Origin of the sequence: Streptococcus porcinus (genome assembly GCF_900475415.1) — a bacterium.
GTDB lineage: Bacteria > Bacillota > Bacilli > Lactobacillales > Streptococcaceae > Streptococcus > Streptococcus porcinus.
The window spans coordinates 1,684,424-1,704,239 of record NZ_LS483388.1; the positions used below are offsets into that span (position 1 = coordinate 1,684,424).

The 19,816-nt window shown below is 38.2% G+C and carries 21 protein-coding genes; 1 reads left to right on the forward strand and 20 read right to left on the reverse strand.

Features of this window, described 5'->3' with window-relative positions; genetic code table 11:
* The first annotated feature begins 283 nt into the window (after positions 1 to 283).
* Positions 284 to 1,561 (forward strand): serine--tRNA ligase, encoded by a 1,278-nt coding sequence (gene serS, locus DQM45_RS08400; RefSeq protein ID WP_003083255.1) that lies wholly within the window; start codon positions 284 to 286, stop codon positions 1,559 to 1,561.
* Positions 1,562 to 1,800: 239 nt separating this feature from the next.
* Here the strand turns inward: serS and DQM45_RS08405 are convergent, their stop codons facing one another.
* The 20 genes from DQM45_RS08405 to DQM45_RS08500 all read right to left on the reverse strand — a co-directional run bounded on the left by DQM45_RS08405 (position 1,801) and on the right by DQM45_RS08500 (position 19,770).
* Positions 1,801 to 2,571: an acetyl-CoA carboxylase carboxyl transferase subunit alpha gene (locus DQM45_RS08405; RefSeq protein WP_003084798.1), complete on the reverse strand. Its 771-nt coding sequence runs from the start codon at positions 2,569 to 2,571 to the stop codon at positions 1,801 to 1,803.
* A complete protein-coding gene (accD, locus tag DQM45_RS08410) occupies positions 2,568 to 3,434 on the reverse strand; it encodes an acetyl-CoA carboxylase, carboxyltransferase subunit beta (protein WP_003085970.1) in 867 nt (288 codons plus the stop codon). The genes DQM45_RS08405 and accD overlap by 4 nt, the downstream gene beginning before the upstream one ends.
* 2 nt (positions 3,435 to 3,436) lie before the next feature.
* Positions 3,437 to 4,810, reverse strand: a complete 1,374-nt coding sequence (locus DQM45_RS08415) for an acetyl-CoA carboxylase biotin carboxylase subunit (protein ID WP_003084390.1) — start codon at positions 4,808 to 4,810, stop codon at positions 3,437 to 3,439.
* A 27-nt stretch (positions 4,811 to 4,837) separates the two neighbouring features.
* Positions 4,838 to 5,260 carry a 3-hydroxyacyl-ACP dehydratase FabZ gene (fabZ, locus tag DQM45_RS08420; RefSeq protein WP_003084278.1) on the reverse strand — a complete coding sequence of 141 codons (423 nt, stop codon included), beginning with the start codon at positions 5,258 to 5,260 and terminating at the stop codon, positions 4,838 to 4,840.
* Positions 5,257 to 5,715, reverse strand: coding sequence for an acetyl-CoA carboxylase biotin carboxyl carrier protein (locus DQM45_RS08425; RefSeq protein WP_370737017.1), 459 nt, complete (start codon positions 5,713 to 5,715; stop codon positions 5,257 to 5,259). Before DQM45_RS08425 ends, fabZ begins: the two co-directional genes overlap by 4 nt.
* Positions 5,716 to 5,743: 28 nt before the next feature.
* Positions 5,744 to 6,976: a beta-ketoacyl-ACP synthase II gene (fabF, locus tag DQM45_RS08430; protein ID WP_003083063.1), complete on the reverse strand. Its 1,233-nt coding sequence runs from the start codon at positions 6,974 to 6,976 to the stop codon at positions 5,744 to 5,746.
* A 16-nt stretch (positions 6,977 to 6,992) separates the two neighbouring features.
* Positions 6,993 to 7,727, reverse strand: a complete 735-nt coding sequence (fabG, locus tag DQM45_RS08435) for a 3-oxoacyl-[acyl-carrier-protein] reductase (protein WP_003086079.1) — start codon at positions 7,725 to 7,727, stop codon at positions 6,993 to 6,995.
* Positions 7,718 to 8,659: an ACP S-malonyltransferase gene (fabD, locus tag DQM45_RS08440; RefSeq protein ID WP_003082641.1), complete on the reverse strand. Its 942-nt coding sequence runs from the start codon at positions 8,657 to 8,659 to the stop codon at positions 7,718 to 7,720. The genes fabG and fabD overlap by 10 nt, the downstream gene beginning before the upstream one ends.
* A gap of 28 nt (positions 8,660 to 8,687) precedes the next feature.
* Positions 8,688 to 9,656, reverse strand: coding sequence for an enoyl-[acyl-carrier-protein] reductase FabK (gene fabK / locus DQM45_RS08445; protein ID WP_003085232.1), 969 nt, complete (start codon positions 9,654 to 9,656; stop codon positions 8,688 to 8,690).
* 140 nt (positions 9,657 to 9,796) lie between these two features.
* Positions 9,797 to 10,021, reverse strand: a complete 225-nt coding sequence (locus DQM45_RS08450) for an acyl carrier protein (protein ID WP_003083638.1) — start codon at positions 10,019 to 10,021, stop codon at positions 9,797 to 9,799.
* 60 nt (positions 10,022 to 10,081) lie between these two features.
* Positions 10,082 to 11,056: a beta-ketoacyl-ACP synthase III gene (locus DQM45_RS08455; protein WP_003083491.1), complete on the reverse strand. Its 975-nt coding sequence runs from the start codon at positions 11,054 to 11,056 to the stop codon at positions 10,082 to 10,084.
* On the reverse strand, positions 11,056 to 11,490 hold the full coding sequence (gene fabT / locus DQM45_RS08460) for a fatty acid biosynthesis transcriptional regulator FabT (RefSeq protein WP_003085625.1): 435 nt from the start codon (positions 11,488 to 11,490) through the stop codon (positions 11,056 to 11,058). Before fabT ends, DQM45_RS08455 begins: the two co-directional genes overlap by 1 nt.
* Positions 11,491 to 11,563: 73 nt before the next feature.
* Entirely contained in the window at positions 11,564 to 12,355 is a 792-nt protein-coding gene (locus tag DQM45_RS08465) for an enoyl-CoA hydratase (RefSeq protein WP_003082774.1), read from the reverse strand.
* 160 nt (positions 12,356 to 12,515) lie between these two features.
* A complete protein-coding gene (dnaJ, locus tag DQM45_RS08470) occupies positions 12,516 to 13,655 on the reverse strand; it encodes a molecular chaperone DnaJ (RefSeq protein WP_003085742.1) in 1,140 nt (379 codons plus the stop codon).
* A gap of 415 nt (positions 13,656 to 14,070) precedes the next feature.
* Positions 14,071 to 15,897, reverse strand: a complete 1,827-nt coding sequence (dnaK, locus tag DQM45_RS08475) for a molecular chaperone DnaK (protein ID WP_003084420.1) — start codon at positions 15,895 to 15,897, stop codon at positions 14,071 to 14,073.
* A gap of 86 nt (positions 15,898 to 15,983) precedes the next feature.
* A complete protein-coding gene (gene grpE, locus DQM45_RS08480) occupies positions 15,984 to 16,523 on the reverse strand; it encodes a nucleotide exchange factor GrpE (RefSeq protein ID WP_003082777.1) in 540 nt (179 codons plus the stop codon).
* Between the two features lie 43 nt (positions 16,524 to 16,566).
* Entirely contained in the window at positions 16,567 to 17,601 is a 1,035-nt protein-coding gene (gene hrcA, locus DQM45_RS08485; protein WP_003083688.1) for a heat-inducible transcriptional repressor HrcA, read from the reverse strand.
* Positions 17,602 to 17,733: 132 nt separating this feature from the next.
* Positions 17,734 to 18,321: a glycoside hydrolase family 73 protein gene (locus tag DQM45_RS08490; protein WP_003085985.1), complete on the reverse strand. Its 588-nt coding sequence runs from the start codon at positions 18,319 to 18,321 to the stop codon at positions 17,734 to 17,736.
* Positions 18,318 to 19,073: a M15 family metallopeptidase gene (locus DQM45_RS08495; RefSeq protein ID WP_003085633.1), complete on the reverse strand. Its 756-nt coding sequence runs from the start codon at positions 19,071 to 19,073 to the stop codon at positions 18,318 to 18,320. Before DQM45_RS08495 ends, DQM45_RS08490 begins: the two co-directional genes overlap by 4 nt.
* Positions 19,063 to 19,770 (reverse strand): histidine phosphatase family protein, encoded by a 708-nt coding sequence (locus DQM45_RS08500; protein ID WP_039984656.1) that lies wholly within the window; start codon positions 19,768 to 19,770, stop codon positions 19,063 to 19,065. Before DQM45_RS08500 ends, DQM45_RS08495 begins: the two co-directional genes overlap by 11 nt.
* Positions 19,771 to 19,816 lie beyond the last annotated feature (46 nt).

Consider the following 19,816-nt stretch of genomic DNA (forward strand, 5'->3'; position numbering starts at 1 on the left):
TCATAAGTTTTTAGGGAATGCAGGTGTCGGCGTCTACTATGCACGTATTTTTCTTGTTTACATTTCAAATAAATTTGATATAATAAACTTGTCGGATAAGTAATATGGTTACCTTTTCAGAAAGTCTGTGCTTGCTGTGAACAGATAAGTTGCCCATGTGAAATTCTACCGATTCGATTAATTGAATACTAATTAAGTGCACAGAATGTGAAGCTGGATGGAACCGCGCAAAAGCGCTCCAGCATTTCATATTCTGTATTTTTTTATAAAAAAGGAGTTTATCATGTTAGATTTAAAGCGTATCAGAACTGATTTTGATAGTGTTGCCGCAAAGTTAAAAATGCGCGGTGTCTCTGAAGAAACACTTAGCCATTTAAAAGATTTAGATCAAGAACGACGACAACTACTTATCAAATCTGAAGAATTAAAAGCTGAACGTAATATTGCTTCTGCTGCTATTGCCCAAGCAAAACGTCAAAAAGAAGATGCAAATCAACAAATTGCTGATATGCAAAAAGTCTCAGCAAATATTAAAGCAATTGATAATGAATTAGCTGAAATTGATGAAAAAGTAACTGAAATCATTACCACCCTCCCTAATACACCCCACGATTCTGTTCCTGTTGGTGCTGATGAGGAAGAAAATGTTGAAGTTCGTCGTTGGGGAACACCGCGTGAATTTGACTTTGAAATCAAAGCACATTGGGACTTGGGTGAAGCTTTAGATATTCTTGACTGGGAACGTGGCGCCAAAGTTACTGGTGCACGCTTCTTATTCTATAAAAACTTAGGCGCTCGACTTGAACGAGCACTCTATAACTTTATGCTAGATGAACATGCCAAAGAAGGCTATCAGGAAATTATCCCTCCTTACATGGTTAATCATGATTCTATGTTTGGAACAGGTCAATATCCAAAATTTAAAGAGGATACCTTTGAATTGGCTGATACTAATTTTGTTCTCATTCCTACAGCAGAAGTTCCTTTGACTAATTATTACCGCGGCGAAATTCTTGACGGTAAAGAATTACCAATTTACTTTACTGCTATGAGTCCATCATTCCGCTCAGAAGCAGGTTCAGCAGGTCGTGATACACGTGGGCTCATTCGTTTACATCAATTCCATAAGGTAGAAATGGTTAAATTTGCAAAACCTGAAGAGTCTTATGATGAACTTGAAAAAATGACCGCCAACGCTGAAAACATCTTACAAAAACTTAACCTTCCTTATCGGGTTATAACATTATGCACTGGAGATATGGGGTTTTCTGCCGCTAAAACTTATGATGTGGAAGTTTGGATACCTGCACAAAACACCTATAGAGAAATTTCAAGTTGTTCTAACACTGAAGATTTCCAAGCTCGTCGTGCACAAATCCGCTACCGAGATGAAGTTGACGGTAAAGTTAAGCTACTCCATACCCTTAATGGTTCCGGTCTTGCTGTTGGACGTACCGTTGCAGCAATTTTAGAAAACTATCAAAATGAAGATGGTTCAATCACTATTCCTGAAGTTCTCCGTCCTTATATGGGTGGTGCTGATATTATTTCGCCAAAATAGAAAATCAAGGATAAAATAAAAGACAAGCTAGGCTACTGCTAGTTCTAGTTTGCCTTAAACCTGAAAGGATAGAAATTTCTATCCTTTTTCTTATATCCTTTTCTGATTTAAAACCCAGCTATGATCTTTTTCTTTATAAGATGAATTCTGACAAGCAGTTAGCACAATGATAAGTGGTAATAACTTTTTATTTTCGTGCTAGTTCTTCCTTTTGCAAAAAAAAATCCTAATTAGGATTTTTAATATTTTCTAAATCTATTGTACCGATTTTCTAATAATTCTTCTAGTGGTAATTTCCGCAAATTTTCAATTTCAGTAATTAAATGCTTTTTCAACTTAGCGATAATCTCACTTGAAAAATAACCACGTTCAGGAATAATACGATCTACAACCTTCATTTGAAGCAATTCTCTAGCCGTAATTTTCATCAGGTCAGCTGCTTCTGTAGCTCTCGAACCATCCTTCCATAAAATGGAAGCAAAACCTTCTGGGCTGAGAACGGCGTAAATGGAGTTTTCAAGCATCCAAACTTGGTCAGCTAATGCTAGTGCCAATGCTCCACCAGAACCACCTTCACCTATTATAATTGCAATAATAGGAACTTTCAGATCGCTCATCTCTAAAAGATTACGAGCAATTGCTTCGCCCTGACCCCTTTCTTCTGCACCCACACCTGGGTAGGCACCAGCAGTATTAATAAATGTAATGATCGGACGGCCAAATTTCTCAGCCTGCTTCATTAAACGCAAAGCTTTTCGATAACCTTCCGGATGAGGTTGACCAAAATTACGATGCAGGTTATCTTGTAGGTTAGAACCTTTCTGGATACCAACAACCGTAACTGCAAGATCATTTAAGTAACCTATACCTCCAACAACAGCACCATCATCAGCATATAGACGATCTCCGTGCAGTTCCATAAAATCGTCAAACAATTGATGGGCATAGTCAAGACTCGTCATCCGGCCCTGATCTCGGGCTTCCTTTAGAATCCGTGCTACATCTGTCATCTAACACCTCCATGAAAGTCCAGCAAATACGCAATAGTATCGCGAAGCTCTGTCCTTTTAACGATAGCATCCACAAACCCATGCTCTAGGAGAAACTCTGACTTTTGAAAGTCTTCAGGAAGATTCTCTCTAACTGTCGTTTCGATGACACGACGTCCCGCAAAACCTACAAGTGATTGAGGTTCAGCAAGAATAATATCACCTAACATAGCAAAACTCGCAGTGACACCACCCGTTGTCGGGTCTGTCAAAATCGTCAAATAGAAAAGCCCAGCATTGGAATGCTTCTTCACAGCCGCAGATACTTTTGCCATCTGCATCAAACTCATAATACCTTCTTGCATTCGCGCTCCACCAGAAGCTGTAAAAACAACCAGCGGTAAGTTTTCTTTGGTGGCATATTCAAAAAGGCGGGTTAATTTTTCTCCAACAACTGTTCCCATACTAGCCATGATAAAGTGAGAATCCATAATCGCCAAAGCAAGTTTAAGGCCTTTTACCTTAGCCAACCCAGTCAAAACAGCTTCGTGTAAGCCGGTAAGTTCTTTTGCTTTAGCTAATTTATCCTTATATTGCGGAAAATTCAAAGGATCCTCAGTCTCAAAGTCCGTAAAAAGTTCTTGGAAGCTACCTTCATCAATAGTTAAAGCGAGACGCTCTTGAGCAGATATTCGAAAATTATAGGAGCATTCTGGACATATTTTAGCTGGTCCTAAGTCTTTTTGGTAAATAGAATGTTTACAAGCTGGGCACTTAGCAAAGAGTTCATCCGGAACCTCTGGAACAAGCTGACTGACAACGCTCTTTTGGGTGACATGAGGGGTAATTCGAATGTACTTATCTTTTTTACTAAATAAAGCCATAATCACTCCTCTTCTTTGTTAGAATAAACTGGTAAAAAGCTTTCCATCAAAAAAGCTGTATCATAATCACCAGCTATAACATGCTGATCTGCAATCAAGTCCAATTGAAAATCGATATTAGTCGAAATCCCCTCAATTTCTAATTCATATAAAGCTCTTTGCATCTTCATTAAGGCATCGAAACGATTTTCACCGTGAACAATAACTTTAGCAATCATACTATCATAATACGGGGGAATAGTATAACCGTTATAGACCGCCGAATCAACACGCAAACCAACGCCTCCACTAGGTAAATACAAATCAGTAATTTTCCCAGGGCTCGGTGCAAAATTGAATTTAGGATTTTCAGCATTGATACGGCATTCAATAGCGTGGCCAGAAATCCTAATATCATCTTGCTTGATTTCCAGCTCCATACCAGCAGCTATCTTAATTTGTTCCTTAACAAGATCAATACCAGTTACAAACTCTGTTACCGGATGCTCAACTTGAATACGCGTATTCATTTCCATGAAGTAAAATTGACCACTTTTCTCATCTAATAAAAATTCAATCGTTCCAGCATTTTCGTAACCAACTGCTTGCGCAGCTTTAACGGCAGCATCCCCCATCTCTTTACGAAGGGTTTCGCCGATTGCAATAGAAGGACTCTCTTCCAGAACTTTTTGGTTGTTACGTTGTAATGAGCAATCTCTTTCACCCAAGTGAATTACATGCCCATAAGAATCACCTAAAATTTGCACTTCAATATGTCTAGCTGGGTAGATGACCTTCTCAACATACATCGCACCATTTCCAAAAGCACTAAGAGCTTCCTGAGAAGCAGATTCAAAGGCTTCTTTTAAATCACTAGCAGTCGTGACTTTGCGAATACCTTTACCACCCCCACCAGCAGAGGCCTTTAACATAATGGGATAGCCTACTTTATCTGCAACCTCTTGTGCTTCTTGGACTGAGAAAACCTCACCATCAGAACCTGGAATAACAGGGACACCTGCTTTCTGCATTTCTGCACGTGCATTAATTTTATCTCCCATCTTATCCATAATGGTTGCAGCTGGACCGATAAATTTTATATTCATTTCTTCACACATAGTTGCAAATTTAGAGTTTTCACTTAAAAAACCAAAGCCTGGATGAATGGCCTGAGCCCCTGTGACAATAGCTGCAGATAAGACTGATTTCATATTTAAATAAGAATCAGTTGAACGGGCAGGACCTATACAAATGGCTTGATCTGCAAGCATGGTATGTAGAGCTGTTTTATCGGCTTCAGAATAAACGGCTACTGTGGAAATCCCTAATTCTCGAGCTGCTCGGATAATCCTAACAGCAATTTCGCCACGATTAGCGATTAAGATTTTTTTAAACATTATTCTCCTCCACAGAATCTGTAGTTCTTAGTTACCAATAGCAAAAGTTAGCATACCACTCGCAGCTAATTGACCATCAACTTCTGCTTTTGCCTCTACGACAGCAATAGTCCCTCGTCTTTTAAGGAAGGTAGCTGTCATGATGAGTTGATCCCCAGGAACAACTTGTTTTTTAAACTTAACTTTATCCATACCAGCATAAAAGACAAGTTTCCCTTTGTTTTCTGGTTTTGATAACTCTAGTACACCAGCCGCTTGCGCTAAAGCTTCCATAATTAAAACTCCTGGCATTACAGGATAATCAGGAAAATGTCCTTCAAAAAAAGGTTCATTAATCGTTACATTTTTCAAGGCAACAATCTTATCCTCTGTAACATCTAAAACTCTGTCAACCAGTAACATAGGATAGCGGTGTGGCAAAGCTTCTTGAATTTTCTTAATATCTATCATTTTAGTCTAACTAACCCACTTCCGAATTCGACAACTTCTTCATTAGAAACAAGAATTTCTGTTATGACACCATCGTGAGGAGCCGGAATTTCATTCATGACTTTCATAGCCTCAATAATTAATAAGGTTTGCCCCTTCTTCACTTGACTTCCAACAGTTACATAATTATCTTTACCTGGACCAGGAGATAGATAAGCAACTCCAACTAGAGGGCTTTCAACCAATTCTCCTTCAGCTTTCTCAACTAATAAGGGGTCTACGGCCGCTGAGTTTTGATTGATAGAATCAGTGATAGTGGCTTTATTTATCGGTAGTGATGATTCTGCTGCCAGTCCTTGATCATCAAAAGACGGCGTTGGCAGAGTAATATTGGTTTCATTTTTACTAAAAGTTAAAACCTCATCTTGTGATTTAAATGAAAATTCTCTTAGGCTTGATTGATCAAATTGTGTCATCAAATCCTTAATTTCTTGAATGTTCAACTTATTCCTCCCAATTTTTGAAAGCTAATACTGCATTATGCCCACCAAAACCAAAAGTGTTTGAGATGGCATAATGGATTTCTTTTTCTTGTCCTTGTCCAAATATCACGTTTGCTTCAATATCGACAGACAGTTCTCGTGTCCCAGCTGTCATCGGAACATAATCGTTGCGCATTGCTTCCACGGTTGCAATAGCTTCAATTGCACCAGCTGCCCCTAAAAGGTGACCAGTAAATGACTTAGTTGATGATACTGGCACTTCCTTGCCAAGAACTGCCACAATAGCTTGACTTTCTCCTTTTTCGTTTGCAGGAGTTGAAGTTCCATGGGCATTTACATAGTCAATAGTGTCAGCAGAAATTGAAGCTTCTTCTAATGCAAGTTTAATAGCTTTACGAGCACCTAAACCCTCAGGATGAGGCGACGTCATATGATAAGAATCGCAAGTATTTCCGTAACCCACAATCTCTGCAAGAATAGTTGCACCTCGTTTTTGGGCGTGTTCAAGACTTTCTAAAACTAGCATGCCTGAACCTTCTCCCATAACAAAACCATTTCGATCTTTATCAAAAGGAATCGAAGCACGTGTTGGATCTTCTGTAGTAGATAAAGCAGTTAAACTTTGGAAACCAGCAATGGCAAATTTAGATATGGCCGCTTCTGCTCCACCAGTTATCATAATATCTTGTAAGCCAAATTTGATAAGATGAAAAGCATCTCCAATGGCATCATTTGATGACGCACAAGCTGTATTAATTGATTTACAAATACCCTTAGCTCCTACCCGCATAGCAACATTTCCTGCTGCCATATTTGGCAAGGCTTTTGGTAATGTCATCGGTTTAACGCGCCGAGGCCCTTTTTCATGTAGACGAATAACCTGCTCTTCAATTTCCTGAATGCCACCAATACCCGTCGCCACAATAACACCGAAGCGATCCGAATTAATTGTTTCTAAATCTAATTTAGCATTATTTACCGCTTCATTAGCCGCATATAATGCATAAAGGGAATATGTATCAAATCGATTTAAATCTTTTTTTACAAAATACTTATCAAATGGAAAGTCATTCACTTCAGCAGCATTTTTTACCGCAAAATCACTGGTATCAAATTTTGTAATTGGGCCAATACCAATTTTACCATTTTTCAAGCTTGACCAAAAGTCTTTAGGGGTATTCCCAATAGGAGATGTCAGGCCGTATCCTGTTATTACTACTCTCTTAAATGTCATTTTTATTACCTCAATCTTATTGCATGGTCATTCCGCCATCAATGGCGATAACTTGACCTGTGATATAACTTTGACTAGCTAAATAACTTGTCAATTTAGCGACTTCTTCAGCCTTCCCAATTCGTTTCATAGGAATCTGGCTAAGGATAGCCTCTCTTGTTTTTTCCGATAGCACATCAGTCATATCTGATTCAATAAATCCTGGAGCAATAGCATTAACAGTAATCCCACGTCCTGCTACTTCTCTAGCAACTGATTTTGTAAAACCAATCAGTCCTGCTTTTGAGGCTGCATAATTGGCTTGACCAATATTCCCAGTTAAGCCAACAACGCTAGACAAATTGATAATAGCACCCTGTCGTGCTTTTGACATCGGTTTTAAGACTGATTTTGTCATATTAAATGCTCCGGTTAAATTAATTCTTAGCACAGTCTCAAAATCTTCCTGAGTCATTTTTAATAAGAGTTTATCATAGGTAATACCGGCGTTATTAATAAGAATATCTACTGATCCAAATAATTCAATAGCTTCATTAATCATTCGCTCAGCGTCTTTCTGATCTGAAACATCTCCAGAAATAAAGGATACCTTACCCTCAAACACTTCAAAAGATGATAAAACTTCTGGTGCCACAGATGACCTGCCATTTAAGATGACGTTAGCGCCTAATTGAGCAAATTCTTTTGCAATAGCTAAGCCAATACCTCGAGTTGATCCAGTAATAAAAATATTTTTACCTTTTACATCCATTTCTTTTCTTTCCTACCTTCTAAATAGTGTCGCAATGAAGCTATATCTTCAATACTAGTTGTTTCTAAGCTTCTATCAATTTTTTTGATAAAGCCACTTAAAATACTTCCAGGACCAATCTCAATCACTTGGTCGCAACCTCTCTCCTGAAGTTTTTTGATGCTCTCGTAAAACCTGACTGGTTCCATAACTTGGCGAGCTAATAATTGAGGAACTTCCTCTCGGTTCATAACATCTGCTTCTGTATTCCCAATTAAAGGACATTCGAAATCTTTAAAGTTTATTTTCCCCAATTCTTGACTTAATTTAACGCTGGCTGGTTCTAACAAAGCTGTATGAAATGGTCCAGAAACATTGAGTGGAATCAGACGTTTAACTCCTCTTTCCTTTAAAAGCTCAACCGCTTCATTAACCGCTTCAGTTTGTCCTCCTATAACTATCTGACCTGGTGTATTATAGTTAGCCGGTGATACAATCCCTTTATGTGATGCCAATTGACATACTTTTTCAATTAGCTCAGCAGGGGTATTCAATACAGCTACCATTTTGCCTGAGCCTGCTGGAGCAGCTTCTTCCATAAATTGACCACGTTTAGCAACCAACTGTAAAACCTCCTCAAAAGAGATAGCTCCTGATGCTACTAAAGCCGAATATTCTCCAAGGGAAAGTCCTGCTACCATATCCGGTTTGATGTCAAAACTTGATAATACTCGGTAAATAGCAATTGAAGTCGTCAAAATCGCCGGTTGTGTGTAACGAGTTTGATTTAGTTTTTCAGCATCTGTATCAATTAGCTGTCGTAAATCATAACCTAGTAATTCTTGAGCTTGATCAAAGGTTGCCTTAGCAATAGGATAGGTCTCATAAAAGTCATGACCCATACCTATTTTTTGAGCTCCCTGTCCTGCAAATAAAAAAGCAATTTTTGTCATTTATCATCCTCATCCATGTCAAAATGATTTAGTCTATCTTAATAGTTTCCCAACGCTTAGATTCTTTTTGAATAACAGCTGCTGCTCCATAGAAAATATCTTCTATGATTGCTTGACAACTTTCTTCTTTTTGAATTAAGCCAGCAATTTGACCAGCCATAACGGATCCGTTAACCACATCACCATCAACAACAGCGTTGCGCAAAGCTCCAGCTCCCATTTCTTCAATATCTTGAACTGTACGTTTATCTGCTAAAAACTCTTTTTCAGCTTTTGCGTAAGCCGATGTCAATTTATTTTTTAAGGCACGTACTGGGTGACCGACAACTTGGGCAGATACAATAGTGTCGATATCTTTTGCTTTTAAAATTTTATCCTTGAAATTCTGATGAGCATTTGATTCTTTTGCAACAACAAAACGTGTACCAACTTGGACAGCTTCTGCTCCAAGCATAAAGGCTGCAGCAGCTCCTTGTCCGTCAGCAATTCCTCCAGCTGCAACAACTGGTATAGAAATACTGTCCACCACTTGGCGCACCAATGTCATAGTAGTCAATTTCCCAATATGACCTCCAGCTTCCATTCCTTCAGTAATGACTGCATCAACTCCTAATTTTTCCATACGTTTTGCTAGTGCAACACTTGGAACTACCGGAATCACAATGATTCCTGCTTGGTGCAATCTCTCCATGTATTTACCAGGATTTCCCGCACCGGTCGTTACCACTTTAACACCTTCTTCAATCACTAAGTCAACTATATCATCCGCAAAGGGTGACAGTAGCATAATATTGACACCAAATGGCTTATCGGTAATTGATTTAACGCGGTCAATATTGGCCTTAACAACTTCTTTTGGTGCGTTTCCTCCACCAATAATGCCTAAGCCACCAGCATTGGAAACTGCTCCCGCAAGGTCGCCATCTGCAACCCAAGCCATTCCTCCTTGAAAAATAGGGTATTCAATATCTAGTAATTCTGTAATGCGTGTTTTCATAGTATCCTTCTCTTGCCGTAAAATAATTTGATAATCAAACTATATAGAAATAAAGAAAGAGTGAGTTAGGTCCTTTTGACAGGGGGCTAATCTCACCCTCAATGATATGATGTCTCGTCATATACTTAAAAAGCTAAGTTTTATTTTGTTTTTTCTTCAACATAGGCAACTAAATCACCTACAGTATTCAAACCTTCTTCAGTTTCAATTTGAATATCAAAAGCATCTTCAATCTCTGAAATGACTTGGAATACATCAAGTGAATCAGCATCTAAGTCATCAAAAGTTGTTTCCATTTTGATTTCATCTGCTTCTTTACCAAGTTCCTCAACGATAATTTCTTGTACTTTTTCAAATACTGACATTGTATTTCTCCTTAAATATTCTTTATTTATTTTTATAATGTGCAAAAGCACATAATATAACTAGATTTTAACAATTAGACTTCCCCATGTCAAACCTCCACCAAAACCAGAAAGTAAGACAGTTTGGCTACCATCTAATAAAATATGACCATCTTGAACTGCCTCGGATAGGAGAATTGGTATACTTGCTGCGCTAGTATTACCATAGTTCATCATGTTTTCTAAGAATTTCTCACGAGGACAAGCAATCTTCCTAGCCATTTTATCTAAAATGCGTTGATTTGCTTGATGAAGCAAGAAATAATCAATATTTTCTTTTGATAACGAGGAATCTTCTATCAACTTCTTGATGTTTTTGGCAACATCTCGAATAGCAAAATCAAAGATAGCTCTTCCATCCATTCGGATAAAAGGAGAACTGTCCGTTTCATCAGAAAAAGGTGAATTCAACCCGCTCTGCCCAGATGTTAAGCTAGACCCTCTTCTACCATCAGTATTCAAAGACTCTGCTAAAAAATGACACGTTTCAGATGCTTCTAACAAAACACCTCCAGCACCATCACCAAAAAGAACAGCAGTCGAACGATCTGACCAATCCAAGCTCTTAGAAAGAGTTTCAGCTCCGATAACAATCCCTTTTTGATAAGCCCCTGAACTAATCAACTTATCAGCCATGGCTAAAGCAAAGACAAAGCCACTACAAGCAGCAGTCATATCAAAAGCAAAAGCTTTTGTTGCACCGGTATAGGCTTGAACCTTAGCTGCCACTGAAGGCATAACGGTATCAGCAGAAATTGTAGCAACAATAATAAAATCGATATCAGTTGCTTGATAACCTGATTTTTCTAGCAATTGCCGAGCAATTTGACTAGCTAAATCACTAGTCGTTTCCGATTTTGATATACGTCGTTTTCTAATGCCTGTCCGTGAAGAAATCCACTCATCGTTTGTCTCTAAAATACTAGCCAAGTCATCATTACTAACCACTTGATCAGGTAAATAATGAGCTACCTGACTAATTTTTGAATAAGGCATTAAACCAAGTCCTCCAGAAACTGATGTAGATTTTCTAAGCCTCTTAGAAGTGCTTTCATAGCTTCTTCATCCATGTCTGCAACAACATGCCCAACCATGTTTTTATGAAATTGAGCATGTAACCGATCCAAGAGCCTTCCTTTTTTCGTCAAATTTAAATAGACAACTCGACGGTCTGAACTTGAGCGTCTTCGCTCAATATAGCCTTTAGCTTCGAGTTTGTTGAGACTAGTAGTTACAGTTCCTAAAGTCACCATAAGCTCTCTAGCAATATCACTTGGAGTAACGTTTTCAAACTTTCCAATAATTTCAATAGTATGCATCTCTTTTATAGAAACGTCCTTGAACTGGCTAGTTTTCAAACTCATTTCTTCAATGACCAAAATTCGATTGAATACGTCAACTAAGTAGTCATTTATTTTTGTATATTCCAAGTTGTCACCTCCCAACAATAAACTTTGACTATCAAATTGTATCAAACACCAAAGTATTTTGCAAGGTTTTATCCTATTTTCCTTGAAATTTAGGTAATCGTCTTTCCGAGAAAGCTCTAACACCTTCCTTGAAATCCTCTTTAAATGCAAGTTGTTCTTGGAGATCTAATTCTAGATGGGCATAATCCGTCCATTCCTTAAAAAAACTTTCCCAAACAAGCTTTTTCATGGCAGCATAGGAATTCGATGAACCTCGTCTTAATCTTTTTAAGAGTTGGCTTAACGTTTTTTCAAGCTCTGGGCTTTCGACTGCTTTATAAACAAAACCATATTCTTGAGCTTTTTTAGCTGTTACGCCTTCTCCTGTCATGACCAGATGTGTTGCTCGATTAAGACCTACTGCCCTTGTCAAAAAGAAGAGTCCACCAGCATCCGGTGCTAAGGCGACATTGACAAAAGCTTGGATAAATTTTGTTTTCAGACTGGAAATACAAAAATCAACTGCCAGAGCCATGTTTGCTGCTGCTCCAGCAACTGCTCCATCAGTACACATGATTACTGGCTTCGATAATCGCTTGATTGCAAATGAGATTTCCTGAACTAATTTAGCAATATCCACAAGTGACTGGATGTCATCATTAGCCACAGCTTTCTCCATTTCAACCAGATCCCCCCCTACGGAGAATACCGATCCCTTCGCCTTGATAATCAAAAAACGTATCGTATCATCAGTAGCAACAGCCTTGATTGCATGTAGCATCTCCTGACACATTGGAACGTTGAAACCATTTGATACTTCCGGTCTGTTGAGAGTTAAAATAGCTAAGTCACTTTCTCTTTCAAACATAATATTTTGAAATGTCATATTGGCCTACTTTCTTATTTTATTTGATTATAAAATGATTTTTTTGTAAAGTTATTTGATAATCAAATTAAATATGTTTATTATTCTACACCACTTGTTCCAAAGATGCAAGTTTTTTTCAAAAAAATAACTTAGAAGATAGTCTTCTAAGTTATGATTTTTAAATATCTTCTAAAGCATCCTTCATTTTATCAAAGAAACCTTTTTTCTTTGGTGTGCTAATTTCTTGGCCACTTGCTTGCGCAAAAGCTTGGAGAGCCTCTTTTTGTTTATCGTTTAGCTTGGTTGGAGTCACGATATTAATTGTAACATGCTGATCACCCTGACCTGCACCCCGAAGTTTAGGTGCACCTTTCCCTTTCAAGCGGAAAACTTTTCCTGTTTGTGTTCCTGCAGGGATTGCCATTTCAACATCTCCATGTACAGTAGGGATATCCACCACGTCTCCCAAAGCAGCTTGTACAAAGCTAATGTTCATTGTATAGTAAATGGTTGAGCCGTTCCGTTCGAATTTCTTACTTGGAAGAACATTTAAGACCACGAACAAGTCTCCGTAAGGACCTCCATTAAACCCTGCTTCACCTTGACCTTGCAAACGAATCTGTTGACCTGTTTCTACCCCTGCTGGAATTTTCACAGAAACTTTATGAGTCTCTTTTTCATGACCTGTTCCATGACAAGTTTGACACGGTTCTTTAATTTCTTGTCCAGTTCCATGACAAACATCACAGGTTACTTGACGACGCATCATTCCAAGCGGTGTTTGAGTGTCTACATTGATAACACCAGAACCATGACAGCGACCACATGTTACGGGACTAGTTCCAGGTTTAGCTCCCGAGCCCGCACACGTATGACATGTTGCTTCACGATGGTAAGAAACTTCTTTTTCAGCTCCAAAAATAGCTTCTTCAAAGGATAAGTTAACGCGGTACTGTAAGTCATCACCTTGTCTTGGAGCATTGGGATTACGCATCCCGCCACCCCCTCCAAAGAAGCTGGAGAAAATATCTTCAAAGCCACCGAATCCAGAGCCATCAAAGCCACCGAATCCACCAGCACCGCCACCAAAACCACCTTGTGCACCTGCTGCACCATATTGATCATAAGCAGCACGTTTTTGTGAGTCACTCAAAGTTTCATAGGCTTCCTGAATGTCTTTATATTTTTGCTCAGCTCCAGCTTCTTTATTGATGTCTGGATGATATTTTTTTGACATCTTCCGATAAGCTTTTTTAATTTCATCTTGCGAGGCATTCTTTGATACCCCCAAGCGATCATAAAATTCTGTATTATTCATAGTATTAAGATATAAAAGTCGTTAATATCTCCACAAAAATAACAACAAGAGTCAAGTATTCGTCTCTAGAAAATTACTTTTATATGGAGTTGCGGCCCGTAGTATATTTAGCTGTCCGCCTAAATATGAACGACCGTGTTCAGCTTTTGAACACCACGATTCCTTTCTGTATGATTAAAAGGTAAACCTAATCAATTAGCCAAAAACAGAGGTCTGGTAAAACCTCTGACTTTGGATATTTTACTCATCATAGGCTGAGACAACACAACGTCTCACCCAAATATCGATCATTGTTTTATGAGACAACAGGAGAGATAATCAATTCATTCTCAAATGATTATTTCCCTTTTTTCCAGTCTTAAAGCCTAATAATATAAGGAACTAGCTTAGATTGGGACTGTCTAACGGAATAAGCTTATTTTTCAGTAAACTCACCATCAACAACATCATCGCCTTTATTTGAATCTGTTGATTGTGTTTCTTCTGCTCCTTGAGCGGCTTGTTGTGCTGCTGCCGCTTGTTCATACATTTTAACTGCAAGCCCTTGTGCTTTTTCGTTGAGTGCTTCAAGTTTTGCTTTCATATCTTCAAGGTTGCCAGATTCTTGCGCTTTCTTCAATTCATCAAGAGCTGATTGTGCAGCATCACGCTCTGTATCGAAGCCCTTACCTTCTGTTTCTTTGATTGTTTTCTCAGTTGCAAAGATAGCTTGATCTACTTCGTTCTTAAGGTCTACTTCTTCTTTACGTTTAGCATCTGCTTCTGCATTTGCTTCTGCATCTTTCATCATGCGGTCAATCTCTTCTTCTGAAAGACCGTCGTTTGACTTAATAACGATGTGTTGCTCTTTTTGTGTGCCAAGGTCTTTTGCTTTTACAGAAACAATACCATTTTTATCAATGTCAAAAGTTACTTCGATTTGTGGAATACCACGAGGAGCTGCAGGAATATCTGTCAATTGGAAACGTCCAAGAGTCTTGTTGTCTGCTGCCATTGGGCGTTCCCCTTGGAGAACGTGGATATCAACGGCTGGTTGATTGTCTGCAGCTGTTGAAAAGACTTGTGATTTCGATGTTGGGATAGTTGTGTTACGGTCAATCAATTTAGTGAAGACACCACCCATAGTTTCGATACCAAGTGACAATGGGGTAACATCAAGAAGAACAACGTCTTTAACATCTCCAGTAATGACACCACCTTGAATAGCAGCACCCATAGCAACAACTTCATCAGGGTTTACTGATTTATTAGGTTCTTTACCAGTCTCAGCTTTAACAGCTTCGACAACAGCTGGGATACGAGTTGAACCACCAACTAAGATAACTTCGTCAATTTCTGATAAGGATAATCCTGCATCTGAAAGAGCTTGACGGACTGGAGTCTTAGTGCGTTCAACAAGATCACGTGTTAAATCATCAAATTTAGCACGAGACAGGCTCATTTCCAAGTGAAGCGGCCCAGCAGCACCTGCAGTGATGAATGGTAATGAAATTTGTGTTTGAGTCACACCTGAAAGATCTTTCTTAGCTTTTTCAGCAGCATCTTTCAAACGTTGCAAGGCCATTTTATCTTGAGATAAATCAATACCATTTTCTTTTTTAAATTCTTCTACTAAGAAATCAATGATTTTTTGGTCAAAGTCATCCCCACCAAGTTTATTGTCACCAGCGGTAGCAAGTACATCGAAAACACCATCTCCTAGTTCAAGGATTGAAACGTCAAAGGTACCACCACCAAGGTCAAATACCAAGATTTTTTCTTCTTTATCTGTCTTATCAAGACCGTAAGCAAGAGCTGCTGCAGTTGGTTCATTGACGATACGTTCTACTTCAAGACCTGCAATTTTACCTGCATCTTTTGTTGCTTGACGTTGGGCATCGTTAAAGTAAGCCGGAACTGTGATAACAGCTTTTGTTACTTTTTCACCAAGGTAATCTTCAGCATATCCTTTAAGGTATTGAAGAATCATTGCAGAGATTTCCTGTGGAGTATATTCTTTTCCATTTGCTGCAACTTTTTCTGAAGTTCCCATTTTAGATTTAATAGAGATAATAGTTTCAGGGTTTGTCACTGCTTGACGTTTAGCAGCATCACCGACAATAATTTCTCCATTTTTAAATGATACTACTGAAGGTGTTGTACGATTTCCTTCTGGATTAGCGATAATTTTACTTTCAGCTCCTTCAAGAACTGCAACTGCTGAGTTTGTTGTTCCTAAGTCAATACCAATAATTTTAGACATCTTATATACCTCTTTATTTTTTTCTTATACTAGGCTAGTTTAACGACTTGGCGGTCGAAAATGATTATTTATTAAATGAATGATTGTTAATTATAAACAAGAACCATTGCTGGTCTGAGTAGTCTTTCATGAAGCTTATAGCCTTTTTGGAAAACCTCTGCAATGCTATCTGCTGGATGATTATCATCAGCTGGCAATGTTTGCACTGCCATATGCAAATTATGATCAAAGCTTTCTGTTGCTACTTCTTCAATTCCTTCTTCTTTTAATGCCTGGATGAGGCTTTCTTGAACCATCACTAAACCTTTTTTAACATCGTCGGTTAAGCCTTCAACAGCAAGAGCACGTTCAAGATTATCTAAGCTTGGTAAGATTTTTTTAGCTAAATCCTGTGAACGATAACGTTGAAGACTTTGACGTTCTTCATTAGCTCGGCGCTGGATATTTTGCATTTCAGCATGGGCACGAAGGTACTTATTTTCAAAATCTTCTGCCTTCTCAAGTGCTAGTTCTAACTCCGTTTTTTCAATGGGTGCCTCAGTTTCCTCAACCTTTTTTTGCTCAGTCTCTTCGGTCACATTTTCAATTTCTTCTTTTTGAATATCTTCTTTATCTTTCTTTGACAATTGAAGGTCCTCTTTCTTTGTTTTCTTTGAACAAGGTTATAAACTAATGAACCTCGTAATGATTACTATTTAAATAGCGATAGTAATCTCTTAGTTTCACCGCCAAAATACGTCCCACCACGTTAATTAAACTAACATTTCGTCGATAATTCATATCAATGGGGCCTATTAGGCTAAGCAAACCAAATCCTCGATAAGGGATAAGAAATTTATAAGTCAAAAGACTTAAGTCTGCTAAAGCTGGTTCACTACTATCAGCAACTTGAACGGTAGCCATCTCATTTTCCGCCATACTTTGGCGTATTGTCAAAGCTAAACTTTGTTCATTATCTAAATACTGATAAGTTTGTAAACCCGCATAATCAAGGGCATGAACCTTACCATCTACAAAAACACTTTCTTGGAATAATCCCTTAAAAATATAATCAAACAAGTCCAAAACATTATCCGTTACCGTGAAATATTTCTGAAGAACTTGAGGAATTTCAGTTCTTAGTTTGTAGTGAACATCCATCAGTTCTCGTCCCAGTAAACGTTCATCTACAATTTCCTTTAAGATGAATAAATCACGTTTTAGAAAGTTTTTAGGAATGGCAAACTGAACTGTAATTGGCTTAGATTCATCCAGATTAAGGACTGCTAAAGCATCATGATTGGAAAGTTGAACAATTTCAAAACCTGTCAGCTTTTGCCTTGACGGCTCTACATCCAAAATAGCAACTGTATAACCTGTAATCGCAGCTAAGACATGACTTGCTTTTGCCAGTATATCCTCTAGCTTAAAGGCTTCAAAATCAAAAGCTTTTACAAGCTGATAGACATCTCTTTCATCAATACTGTCAAGATTCAAAGAATGCTCGACAAAATATTTAAACCCTGCCGCACTAGGCATTCGTCCACTAGAGGTATGAGCTTTTTCTAACAACCCTAATTTCTCAAGCTTAGCCATTTCATTACGAATGGTTGCGCTACTTGTCTCTATACTTGCTTGCAGAGCTTTTGATCCGACCGGTTCATGAGTTTGCGTGAACAAGTCAACAATCAAATTTAGAATTTCATTCTGACGCTCTGTGATCACTAACAATCACCCCTTTTCGGAATTAGCACTCTATCAGTAAGACTGCTAACTTATATTTCTATTATACTCTTAATATCCTACCTGTCAAGAAAAAACCTTAAAAAATTAGCACTCTTTTTTTAGAGTGCTAATTCATTTATCGAATCGAGTCAAGTCATTATCTTCAATAACTTTGATCAGTTTATTAGAGTAATCTTTATCGTAAGAATAGATGTAATCTTCAAGAGCTTGAGCAGGAGCCTTATAACCTTCTTGTATAGCTAACTCCCGATAGAGTTGTTTATCCCAAACTTGTCCTTTACGTAGAGTTGAAAAATAATCAGCAATTGAATTCTGCCAATCCGGATAACGGGTGAAACGAACAAAGCTATTATTTTGTTGAGAAGCAACATTTTTTGAAACATACAAGTTTGCAAATGCTTGACCAGGTCTAGCTTCCATTCCGAACAAATTGTGATAACGTGAAGCTAAAAGTGTTTGACCATTCTGGCTTTCCAACAAAATTTGACCAATAATAATTGACGATCGAATACCGTAAACTTTGGCATAAGGGATAACTTCCTTACCTATTTTTTTTATAAATTCCTTTTGGGTATAAGGAACTTTTACCCTTTTGTAAGCTTGATTAGAATGACTATTAATAACAAGCGGAAAGACACAAATCAATAGAAAGAAGACAAGTATTCCTAAAAATACAGGTAGTTTCAAACGCGCTCTCATTGTTTCTCCTTTAAGACCTTAATATATTCTTCTAAAGAAAGGTTATGCTTTGTCATATATGCTGCCGATTTCTTACCCACATAGCGATAATGCCAATCTTCATATCCAACACCAGTACTCTCCTTTTTGTCATCCTTAAATCGTAGTACAAAACCATATTTCGGCGCTAAAGCAATAATTTGTTTAACAACTGCTGGATCGCTTTGGTTTAGCTGATCAACCGTACTCATATCAATAGCTAGGCCAGTTTGATGTTCACTAGAACCCGCTGGTTGAGAGTAGGTTTGAACCAGTTTCTCCGCGGCTTCTTGTGTTAGATTAGGATCCTTTGCCATTTCCTGAGCAAGGTAAGTTTGATAAAGCTGCGCCTGATACTCAACACTTCTATAGCCCGAAATAAGATGTTCCTGAGGATCAACAGCCTGAGCTGCCGCTAAGAAATCAGCTGTGGCATCTGCAATCCTTTTATCCACATAGATACCATTAATCTCCGCAAGTTCCGGATTCATTTCTTCTTTTGTATGGTCACGGTTAACTAAAACCAACTCCCAATCTTTGAGTGAAACCTTTGGTAAATCACCATCAGCTTTCGAAGGAGTTGTTACCTTTTTCCTGGTAACAGTCTGACTCTCTTGAGCCTTTTTAGGATTTAAAAGAGCGGCGTCACCCTTAATAAAGATATATAAGCAAAAAGCAAACAAAAGCAGGGCTAAGACCTGCATCAAAAAAAGTAATAACTTATTATTTTTCATTTGATATTTTCTCTATAATCTCTTGGCCCCGGTAACGATAACTCATATCACCAATAGTTTTGATGCGAAATTGCCCTTCTTCAAAGTCAACAATAGTCACACTGCCGTTATCAATAAATTGTTTTTCACGGTTAGGATCAATTAACCACATAAAAGTTCCAATCGTCATACCATGACTAACAACAATAGCATTGCCACCTCCAGAATTTTCAATGGATAAAGCTATAGCTTCAAATCCTTCATAAATGCGTTTTTTCAAAACCTCCCAAGGCTCAGCCCAATTAGCAGTGTCGACCTCAACAATACTTTCAGCCAGCTCAGAATATGGAACATCACGCATGTCTTTTTTTCCTTCAAAGGCTTTAGTTCTTGGTAAAACCCCCATAAAAAGCTCTGCATCATAGGCACCATCTAAGCTACCAAAACACCATTCACGAATTCTTTTATCTCTAGTATAGGGGAGAAATTCATTTTCGGATTCCTTAAGAATAATCTCCATAGTTTGCATTGTTCGACCAGAATCGCTGGAGAAAGCTGCTTTAAAAGGAATGCCTGCATCTTTTAAGCCAAGGCCTAATTCTCGAATCCCCTCTTCTCCTTTTTTAGTTAAGGGGGTATCACTCCAACCTTGAGCGCGACCAATTGTATTAAACATGGTTTTTCCATGACGGGCAATATATAATCTCGTTTTCGACATCTTAACCTCCCAGATTCTATACATAATAAGATTATAGCATGATTTT

Coding starts and splice junctions, on each gene's coding strand:
- DQM45_RS08465 (WP_003082774.1), bottom strand. CDS start 12,355: ATGACATTTCAAAATATTATGTTTGAAAGAGAAAGTGACTTAGCTATT.
- dnaJ (WP_003085742.1), bottom strand. CDS start 13,655: ATGAATAATACAGAATTTTATGATCGCTTGGGGGTATCAAAGAATGCC.
- DQM45_RS08405 (WP_003084798.1), bottom strand. CDS start 2,571: ATGACAGATGTAGCACGGATTCTAAAGGAAGCCCGAGATCAGGGCCGG.
- DQM45_RS08490 (WP_003085985.1), bottom strand. CDS start 18,321: ATGAGAGCGCGTTTGAAACTACCTGTATTTTTAGGAATACTTGTCTTC.
- DQM45_RS08450 (WP_003083638.1), bottom strand. CDS start 10,021: ATGTCAGTATTTGAAAAAGTACAAGAAATTATCGTTGAGGAACTTGGT.
- fabG (WP_003086079.1), bottom strand. CDS start 7,727: ATGGATGTAAAAGGTAAAAATATTTTTATTACTGGATCAACTCGAGGT.
- DQM45_RS08455 (WP_003083491.1), bottom strand. CDS start 11,056: ATGCCTTATTCAAAAATTAGTCAGGTAGCTCATTATTTACCTGATCAA.
- DQM45_RS08415 (WP_003084390.1), bottom strand. CDS start 4,810: ATGTTTAAAAAAATCTTAATCGCTAATCGTGGCGAAATTGCTGTTAGG.
- DQM45_RS08425 (WP_370737017.1), bottom strand. CDS start 5,715: ATGACACAATTTGATCAATCAAGCCTAAGAGAATTTTCATTTAAATCA.
- fabD (WP_003082641.1), bottom strand. CDS start 8,659: ATGACAAAAATTGCTTTTTTATTTGCAGGACAGGGAGCTCAAAAAATA.
- DQM45_RS08500 (WP_039984656.1), bottom strand. CDS start 19,770: ATGTCGAAAACGAGATTATATATTGCCCGTCATGGAAAAACCATGTTT.
- DQM45_RS08495 (WP_003085633.1), bottom strand. CDS start 19,073: ATGAAAAATAATAAGTTATTACTTTTTTTGATGCAGGTCTTAGCCCTG.
- fabF (WP_003083063.1), bottom strand. CDS start 6,976: ATGACATTTAAGAGAGTAGTAATAACAGGATACGGCCTGACATCTCCT.
- fabZ (WP_003084278.1), bottom strand. CDS start 5,260: ATGATAGATATTAAGAAAATTCAAGAAGCTTTGCCACACCGCTATCCT.
- accD (WP_003085970.1), bottom strand. CDS start 3,434: ATGGCTTTATTTAGTAAAAAAGATAAGTACATTCGAATTACCCCTCAT.
- fabK (WP_003085232.1), bottom strand. CDS start 9,656: ATGAAAACACGCATTACAGAATTACTAGATATTGAATACCCTATTTTT.
- dnaK (WP_003084420.1), bottom strand. CDS start 15,897: ATGTCTAAAATTATTGGTATTGACTTAGGAACAACAAACTCAGCAGTT.
- serS (WP_003083255.1), top strand. CDS start 284: ATGTTAGATTTAAAGCGTATCAGAACTGATTTTGATAGTGTTGCCGCA.